The 6,865-nt window shown below is 73.3% G+C and carries 9 protein-coding genes and 1 tRNA gene; 2 read left to right on the top strand and 8 right to left on the bottom strand.

Annotated elements, in window-relative coordinates; genetic code table 11:
* Nucleotides 1–143 precede the first annotated feature (143 nt).
* The 6 genes from ACFV4G_RS26780 to ACFV4G_RS26755 all read right to left on the bottom strand — a co-directional run bounded on the left by ACFV4G_RS26780 (nt 144) and on the right by ACFV4G_RS26755 (nt 2,964).
* On the bottom strand, nt 144–437 hold the full coding sequence (locus ACFV4G_RS26780) for a Dabb family protein (RefSeq protein WP_380444574.1): 294 nt from the start codon (nt 435–437) through the stop codon (nt 144–146).
* Between the two features lie 131 nt (nt 438–568).
* A complete protein-coding gene (locus ACFV4G_RS26775) occupies nt 569–808 on the bottom strand; it encodes a hypothetical protein (protein WP_380444587.1) in 240 nt (79 codons plus the stop codon).
* 378 nt (nt 809–1,186) lie between these two features.
* A tRNA-Ser gene (locus ACFV4G_RS26770) sits at nt 1,187–1,276 on the bottom strand.
* A 57-nt stretch (nt 1,277–1,333) separates the two neighbouring features.
* Entirely contained in the window at nt 1,334–1,867 is a 534-nt protein-coding gene (tadA, locus tag ACFV4G_RS26765) for a tRNA adenosine(34) deaminase TadA (RefSeq protein ID WP_380444572.1), read from the bottom strand.
* Between the two features lie 51 nt (nt 1,868–1,918).
* Complete coding sequence (locus tag ACFV4G_RS26760) at nt 1,919–2,491, bottom strand: tRNA adenosine deaminase-associated protein (RefSeq protein WP_380444570.1); 573 nt, start codon at nt 2,489–2,491, stop codon at nt 1,919–1,921.
* A gap of 236 nt (nt 2,492–2,727) precedes the next feature.
* The gene (locus ACFV4G_RS26755; protein WP_380444569.1) at nt 2,728–2,964 is read right to left on the bottom strand and encodes a hypothetical protein; all 237 of its coding nucleotides are present in this window, start codon (nt 2,962–2,964) and stop codon (nt 2,728–2,730) included.
* 162 nt (nt 2,965–3,126) lie between these two features.
* Between ACFV4G_RS26755 and upp the strand changes: the two genes are divergently transcribed.
* Complete coding sequence (gene upp / locus ACFV4G_RS26750) at nt 3,127–3,762, top strand: uracil phosphoribosyltransferase (RefSeq protein WP_380444567.1); 636 nt, start codon at nt 3,127–3,129, stop codon at nt 3,760–3,762.
* A gap of 76 nt (nt 3,763–3,838) precedes the next feature.
* Here upp and ACFV4G_RS26745 read toward each other — a convergent pair whose 3' ends face one another.
* Nucleotides 3,839–4,522 (bottom strand): LytR C-terminal domain-containing protein, encoded by a 684-nt coding sequence (locus ACFV4G_RS26745; RefSeq protein WP_380444585.1) that lies wholly within the window; start codon nt 4,520–4,522, stop codon nt 3,839–3,841.
* 278 nt (nt 4,523–4,800) lie between these two features.
* Nucleotides 4,801–5,097 (bottom strand): type II toxin-antitoxin system VapB family antitoxin, encoded by a 297-nt coding sequence (locus ACFV4G_RS26740; RefSeq protein WP_329927244.1) that lies wholly within the window; start codon nt 5,095–5,097, stop codon nt 4,801–4,803.
* 188 nt (nt 5,098–5,285) lie between these two features.
* On the opposite strand from ACFV4G_RS26740, the gene ACFV4G_RS26735 reads away from it, so the two are divergent.
* Nucleotides 5,286–6,851, top strand: coding sequence for a helicase HerA-like domain-containing protein (locus ACFV4G_RS26735; RefSeq protein ID WP_380444565.1), 1,566 nt, complete (start codon nt 5,286–5,288; stop codon nt 6,849–6,851).
* Nucleotides 6,852–6,865: the final 14 nt, after the last annotated feature.

Here is a 6,865-nt window from a genome sequence, read left to right as displayed (position 1 = left end):
TTTTGGGGGGGCGGCGGCCCCGCGGGGCGCCGGGGGGGGGGCCCGCCCCGCTGGGCCCCCCCGCCCCCCGCGGCCCCCCCCCGGGGCCCGGGGGGGGGGCGCCGCGATCCGTCCGGGGGAAGCGCCCCGGGCGGATGGTGGTATCAGACCTCGATGTCCGCGATCACCCAGGTGGCGAACTCGCGCCACTGGCCGGCCGCGGCCTGGTGGGCCGGGTGGGTCAGGTAGGCCTGGAGCGCGTCGCGGTCCTCGACCAGGCTGTTGATCGCGTAGTCGTACGCGATGTCGCGCTCGGTGGTGTTCCAGGCGCACTCCCACTCGCGCAGCTCGGGGATCACCGAGCCGAGCCCGGCGAACGCCTCGGCGCCCGCGAGCGCGCGCTCGTCGTCCTTGCTGACGCCTTCGTTGAGCTTGAACAGGACCAGGTGCCGGATCACGATGCCGCTCCTCGCGGACGGGGGTACAGAGGGTCCCGCCCACCGTAGCCGGTGCGCAGCGGTGCCTCCGCGGCCGTCCGCCCCCTGGTCGGGCCCGTCCGGCGCCCGGGGCGGTCACCCGCCCGGGGCGGTCACTTGATCAGCCCGGTCATGAAGGTGCCGACGGCCTTGGCGGCGTTCGAGATGCCCTCGAAGCCCGACTGGACGAGCTCGGCCGAGCGGGCCGGCGAGGTGATGATCGAGTAGAGGACGAAGACGAGCAGGAGGACCATGCCGATCTTCTTCGCCTGCGCCATCGGGTGACCTTCCTCCCAGCCGTGGGCCGCCGTCATCCGGGTCCCCGAGCGGCCCTGCAGGGGCAGCTTATCCACCGGACGGGCTATCAAGTGTGCGACGCGTTCGCCCGGCGGGACGAAGGTCCCCGCGAGTGGGGTCTTTCTCCGGGTGCCCGCGGGCGTACCGGGCGGCAGGATGGATGGCGTACCGGGGATCTGGCAGGAATTCCCGGTGCGTGGATCCGGAGCTCCCCGCTGTGGGACCGGTACCGCGGCTCCTCCCCCGACCGCGGCACCGGTTGTGGGACTCCGTCGGGGGAGCGGTTGGTCCCCCCGAACCGCTCCCCCCTCCAGGCTCCGTACTCGACAAGGGCGTTGGTGGTCATCGGCCCCGGGTGCGGAGCCCTTTCCGCGTCACGAGGGTGCGCGGAAACGCCGAGGGCCCGTCCGGATCGGACGGGCCCTCGGGCTTTCTGGCGGTAGCGGTGGGATTCGAACCCACGGTGGAGTTGCCCCCACACACGCTTTCGAGGCGTGCTCCTTTGGCCGCTCGGACACGCTACCGAGAGGAACTCTACCGGACGGGTGCGGCGGTCACGAAATCCGTATCCCGGCGGACCTTCAGCGGGGGGTTTCGCGGTGGTCGCCGAAGAACGCGCGCAACTGCTCGCCGCACTCGTCGGCGAGGACGCCCCAGATCACCTCGGGGCGGTGGTTGAGCCGCCGGTCGCGCATCACGTCGAAGAGCGAGCCGGCCGCGCCGGCCTTCTCGTCCAGGGCGCCGTAGACCACCCGGTCGATCCGGGACAGCACGATCGCGCCGGCGCACATCGTGCAGGGCTCCAGCGTGACGACCAGCGTGCAGCCACCGAGCCGCCATTGCCCGACCTTGTCCGCCGCCTGGCGGATCGCGACCACCTCGGCGTGCGCGGTCGGGTCGCCGACCGCCTCGCGCTCGTTGTGGCCGCGCCCGATCACCTCGCCGTCCGGGCCCAGGACGAGCGCCCCGACCGGGACGTCGCCGGTGGCCGGCGCCAGGGCGGCCTCGGCCATCGCGAGGCGCATCGGCGCCGCCCAGCGGTCACGGACCGGGTCGGGGCGGACGGGAGCGGGCAGCGGGGTGATCGGGAGGGCTGCGGGGGTGGCGGACTGCATGGCATCCAGTGTCGGGCATCCGGCGGCGGACACCGGTCGGCCCGCTGCCCGCTACCGGACCGCTTCCAGGACCTCGCCGCAGCCGAGGGCCTCGGCGATCTCCTCCAGGGCGTCGCCCGGTACGGCGCCCTCGCCGCTGAGGGCGAGCAGCTCCTCGGAGGGCAGGCCGAACTCGGTCAGCAGGTGGGAGTCGCCGAGCGGGCCGACCGGGACGCCGCCGTGCGGGGCCGCGTCGTCGGCGGCCTCGTCGGCCTCCTCCGCCTCCTCGCTGTCCTCCAGCTCCACGACCAGGTGGTCGAGGTCGCCGAACTCGCTCTCGCCGGCCTGGTCGACCAGCTCGTCGGTGAGGACCGAGCCGTACGAGCTGCGGGCGGCGGCGGCGCCGTCCGACACGAAGATCCGCGGGTCCTCCTCACCGTCCACCCGGACGATGGCGAACCAGGCGTCCTCCTGTTCGATGAAGATCAGGACGCTGTCGTCGTCCTGCGCGGCGTCGCGGGCCAGGTCGGCCAGATCGGCCAGGGTTTCGACGTCGTCGAGCTCCGTCTCGCTCACGTCCCACCCGTCCTCGGAGCGAGCAAGCACTGCAGCGAAATACGCCACCAGGGACACTCCCAAGATCATCGGTCTCGGCTGTCGGCGCGCACGGGCGACGCGAACATCTGGCCGCCCCCGCGCCAGAGGCGGTCCGCTGTTCGGACCGTCCCATCGGAATCGTGACAGAAAGCCCGCCCTCGCGGGGGGTGTTCGGCAGCGCGTCTTTGCAGGTCGTGTCGGAAGCGTCGGCCGGCGGCCGGCCGCGCGCCGCCCCGACCGTCCGGGGACGGCCGAACGGCGGACCCGGGCCCTCCGGAACCGCCTCAGATCCGGAAGGTTCGCATCCGCATCGCTTCGCGCATCCGGCGCTCCTTGGTCCGCCTGGGCTGGACCCGCTCCCGCAGCTCGCGCGCCTCGGTGAGCTCGCGGAGGAAGACGGCCCGCCGCTTGCGGCGCTCCGCCTCGGTCTCCTGGGGGCTCGCGGGCGGGCCCGCGCGGCCGCCCGAGGGGCCCCTGGGCTCCTCCGCCGAGCCGTCCCCGGCCTTCGGGTTGCTCGTCATAAGACGTGACATTCCCAGAACGGCCCGGTTGATACCACGGCGACCGGTTCCGTCCTGACATTCGCCGTGCGTCACGGCGTGTCATGGCAGAGTGAGCCCCGCCGCGCGCCGCGGGCCCGCGGCGTGTCGTACAGGCGTCCAGGGCCGGGCTAACCTCGGTACATGCGTCTCCACGTCGTCGACCACCCCCTGGTCGCCCACAAGCTCTCCACCCTGCGCGACGAGCGCACCGACTCGCCGACCTTCCGTCGCCTGACCGACGAGCTGGTGACCCTCCTCGCGTACGAGGCCACCCGGGACGTCCGCACCGACGAGGTGGAGGTCACCACGCCGGTGGCGGTCACCACCGGCACCCGCCTCAGCTACCCCCGTCCGCTGGTGGTCCCGATCCTGCGCGCCGGCCTCGGCATGCTGGACGGGATGACCCGCCTGCTGCCGACCGCCGAGGTCGGCTTCCTCGGCATGGTCCGCAACGAGGAGACCCTGGAGGCCTCCACCTACGCCACCCGGATGCCGGACGACCTCTCCGGCCGCCAGGTCTACGTGCTCGACCCGATGCTGGCCACCGGCGGCACCCTGGTCGCGGCGATCAGGATGCTGATCGAGCGCGGCGCCACCGACGTCACCGCCGTGGTCCTGCTGGCCGCGCCGGAGGGCGTCGAGGTGATGAAGCGGGAGCTGGCGGACCTGCCGGTCACCGTGGTCACCGCCGCCCTGGACGAGCGCCTGAACGAGAACGGCTACATCGTCCCCGGCCTCGGCGACGCGGGCGACCGCCTCTACGGCACCGCCGGCTGACGCACGATCCCCCGAACGACCGAGAGCCCCCCGGCGCACTGCCGGGGGGCTCTCCGCGTCCGAGTGCGCCGTGCGCTCAGCAGCTGCCGGTGGCGGTCGGGGTGGGGGAGGGCTTGGTGGCCAGGGCGAGCGCGGCGGCGGCCTGGGTCTCGTCCAGGAGGGCGTTGTAGCTGTCGCCGATGACGAAGTCCACGCTGGCGTCGGTCCGCGCGTCGGCGGTGGCGGTGGCCCCCGCGATCTGCGAGCTGAGCAGGGTGGACGCGCCGGCGCCAGCCGGGCCGGCGATCACCTGGGCGGTGCCGGGCACCTTCTTGTCCAGCTCGGCCGGGGCGTTGCCGACCTTGCCGATGGTGAAGCCGCGCTTCTTCAGCTCGTCGGCGGTCCGTCCGGCGAGGCCGGCCTTCGTGGTCGCGTTGTAGACGTTCACGGTGATCGTGGCCGGCTGCGGGATCGCGTGCGGGTCGCCCGGCGCGCCGGCCGGCGCGCCGGAGGCGGCGGGTGCGCCCGGCGTGGCCCCCGGGGTGGGGGCGGCCAGCGCCTTGCCGGAGGGCGTGGCGCAGGCCTGCGCGCTGGTGTGCTTGTTCTTGCCGGTGAAGATGTCGTAGAGCTGCACGCCGCCGAGTCCGATGAGGGCCAGCGCGAGCAGCGCCGCGAGCCCGGCGATCACCTTGCGGCTCTTCTTGGGCGGCCGGCCGAGACGCGGATAGGCGTTGCCGGTGACGCGGTACTGCTTCCCCTTGAGGCCTTGGGGAGTCAACATGCTCACGGTTTGTCTCCCCCTCGGTGCCGGGGCGGGGTCGGGATGACACGGGATCTCGGGATGACGACGAGTCGGCCGGAGGGGTCGGTTCCCCAGGTCGCGGCCGTAGTCAGCAGATTAGTGCCCGTTGCCTGCGAAGGTACTAAACGATCATCATCTGGAGTACCCGGCTACCCGAAAGGGTGTACGAGAGGGGCGTGCGGAGGCGCCCGGGTACGACGGGACCGCCCTCCGCCTCGGCGGCGAGGGGGCGGTCCGGAAGCGTGCGGGCGGGCCCGTCACTCCATGTCGAGGACACGGGCGTGCAGCACCTGGCGCTGCTGCAGCGCGGCCCGTACGGCCCGGTGCAGCCCGTCCTCCAGGTAGAGGTCGCCGCGCCACTTCACCACGTGGGCGAAGAGGTCCCCGTAGAAGGTCGAATCCTCGGCCAGCAGGGTTTCGAGGTCGAGCTGGCCCTTGGTGGTCACCAACTGGTCGAGTCGCACCGGGCGCGGGGCGACGTCGGCCCACTGGCGGGTGCTGGTCCGGCCGTGATCCGGGTACGGCCGCCCATTGCCGATGCGCTTGAAGATCACACGGAAAGCCTACCGTTCGGACGGCGGATGGCGCAGCAGCCGCGACGCCGCCACGCGCTCGGGTGTGAACTGCGGGTGGACGTTTGCGGCTGTTTGATGGGAAATGTCGCGAACTTCGCCCACGATTTCCGACCGGGTTCCGCCCCATTGGCGCGGCCCGGTCCCGCTCTGCCCAGGAGTGTGCCCCGATGTCCTCCGCCCTCACCCCGCCGGCCGTCCGGGAGATCGCCGACGGGTACGCCTTCACCGGGCCCGCCCTCGACCTCGGCGCGGTGCTCCTGGACGGCACGGCCTACCCCGACGCCCAGGTGCGCATCCCGCTCGCCGTGCTCAACCGGCACGGGCTGGTCGCGGGCGCGACCGGCACCGGCAAGACCAAGACCCTCCAGCTGATCGCCGAACAGCTCTCGGCCCAGGGCGTGCCGGTGTTCCTCGCCGACGTCAAGGGGGACGTCTCCGGGGTGTCCGCGCCCGGCGCGCCGAGCGAGCGCACCGCCGCGCGGGCGGCCGAGGTCGGCCAGGAGTGGACGGCCACGGGCTGCCCCGCCGAGTTCTTCTCGCTCGGCGGCGAGGGCACCGGCATCCCGGTCCGGGCCACCGTCACCAGCTTCGGGCCGCTGCTGCTGTCCAAGGTGCTCGACCTGAACGAGACCCAGGAGTCCTCGCTCAGCCTGGTGTTCCACTACGCCGACCGGGCCGGCCTGGAGCTGTACGACCTCAAGGACCTCACCGCCGTCATCGGCTTCCTCACCTCCCCCGAGGGCAAGGAGGAGCTGCGGACCGTGGGCGGGCTCTCGTCGGCCACCGCCGGGGTGATCCTGCGCGCCCTGACGGTGCTGGAGAACGAGGGCGCCGGGGCGTTCTTCGGCGAGCCCGAGTTCGACACCGCCGAGCTGCTGCGCACCGCGGCGGACGGCCGGGGCGTCGTCTCGGTGCTGGAGCTGCCCGCGGTGCAGGACCGGCCGCGGCTGTTCTCCACCTTCCTGATGTGGCTGCTCGCCGACCTCTACCAGGAGCTGCCCGAGGTCGGCGACCTCGACAAGCCCAAGCTGGTGTTCTTCTTCGACGAGGCGCACCTGCTGTTCAAGGGCGCGTCCAAGGCCTTCCTGGAGGCGATCACCCAGACCGTGCGGCTGATCCGCTCCAAGGGCGTCGGGATCTTCTTCGTCACCCAGACCCCGAAGGACGTGCCCGCCGACGTCCTCGCCCAGCTCGGCAACCGGGTGCAGCACGCGCTGCGCGCGTTCACCCCGGACGACGCCAAGGCGCTCAAGGCGACGGTCTCCACCTTCCCCCGTTCGTCGTACGACCTGAGCGAGGTGCTGACCTCGCTCGGCACCGGGGAGGCCGTGGTGACCGTCCTGTCGGAGAAGGGCGCGCCGACGCCCGTCGCCGCGACCCGGCTGCGGGCGCCGCAGTCGCTGATGGGGCCGGTCGACGAGGGCGAGCTCCGGGCGCTCGTGGACGCCTCGCCGCTGACGGCGCGCTACCGGGACGCGATCGACCGCGAGTCGGCGTACGAGAAGCTCGCGGCCCGGGCGGCGCGCGCCGAGCCCGCGCCGGCGCCCGTCCCCGAGCCGTCGCGCGACGCGGCGCGGGAGGCGGGGCGGGCCGGCGCGCAGGCCGGGGCGGGCGGGCTGCTCGGCTCGCTGCTGAACAACCCGACGGTGAAGTCGCTCGCGCGCTCGGCCGGGAAGCAGCTCGGGCAGGAGATCTCGCGCAGCCTGTTCGGGACGTCCAAGCGGCGGCGGTAGGGCCGCCGGTGGGG

Origin of the sequence: Kitasatospora sp. NPDC059747, from assembly GCF_042732955.1 — a bacterium.
Taxonomy (GTDB): domain Bacteria; phylum Actinomycetota; class Actinomycetes; order Streptomycetales; family Streptomycetaceae; genus Kitasatospora.
Note: the sequence above shows the minus strand (reverse complement) of the source record. Positions and strands in the feature narration are given on the sequence as shown.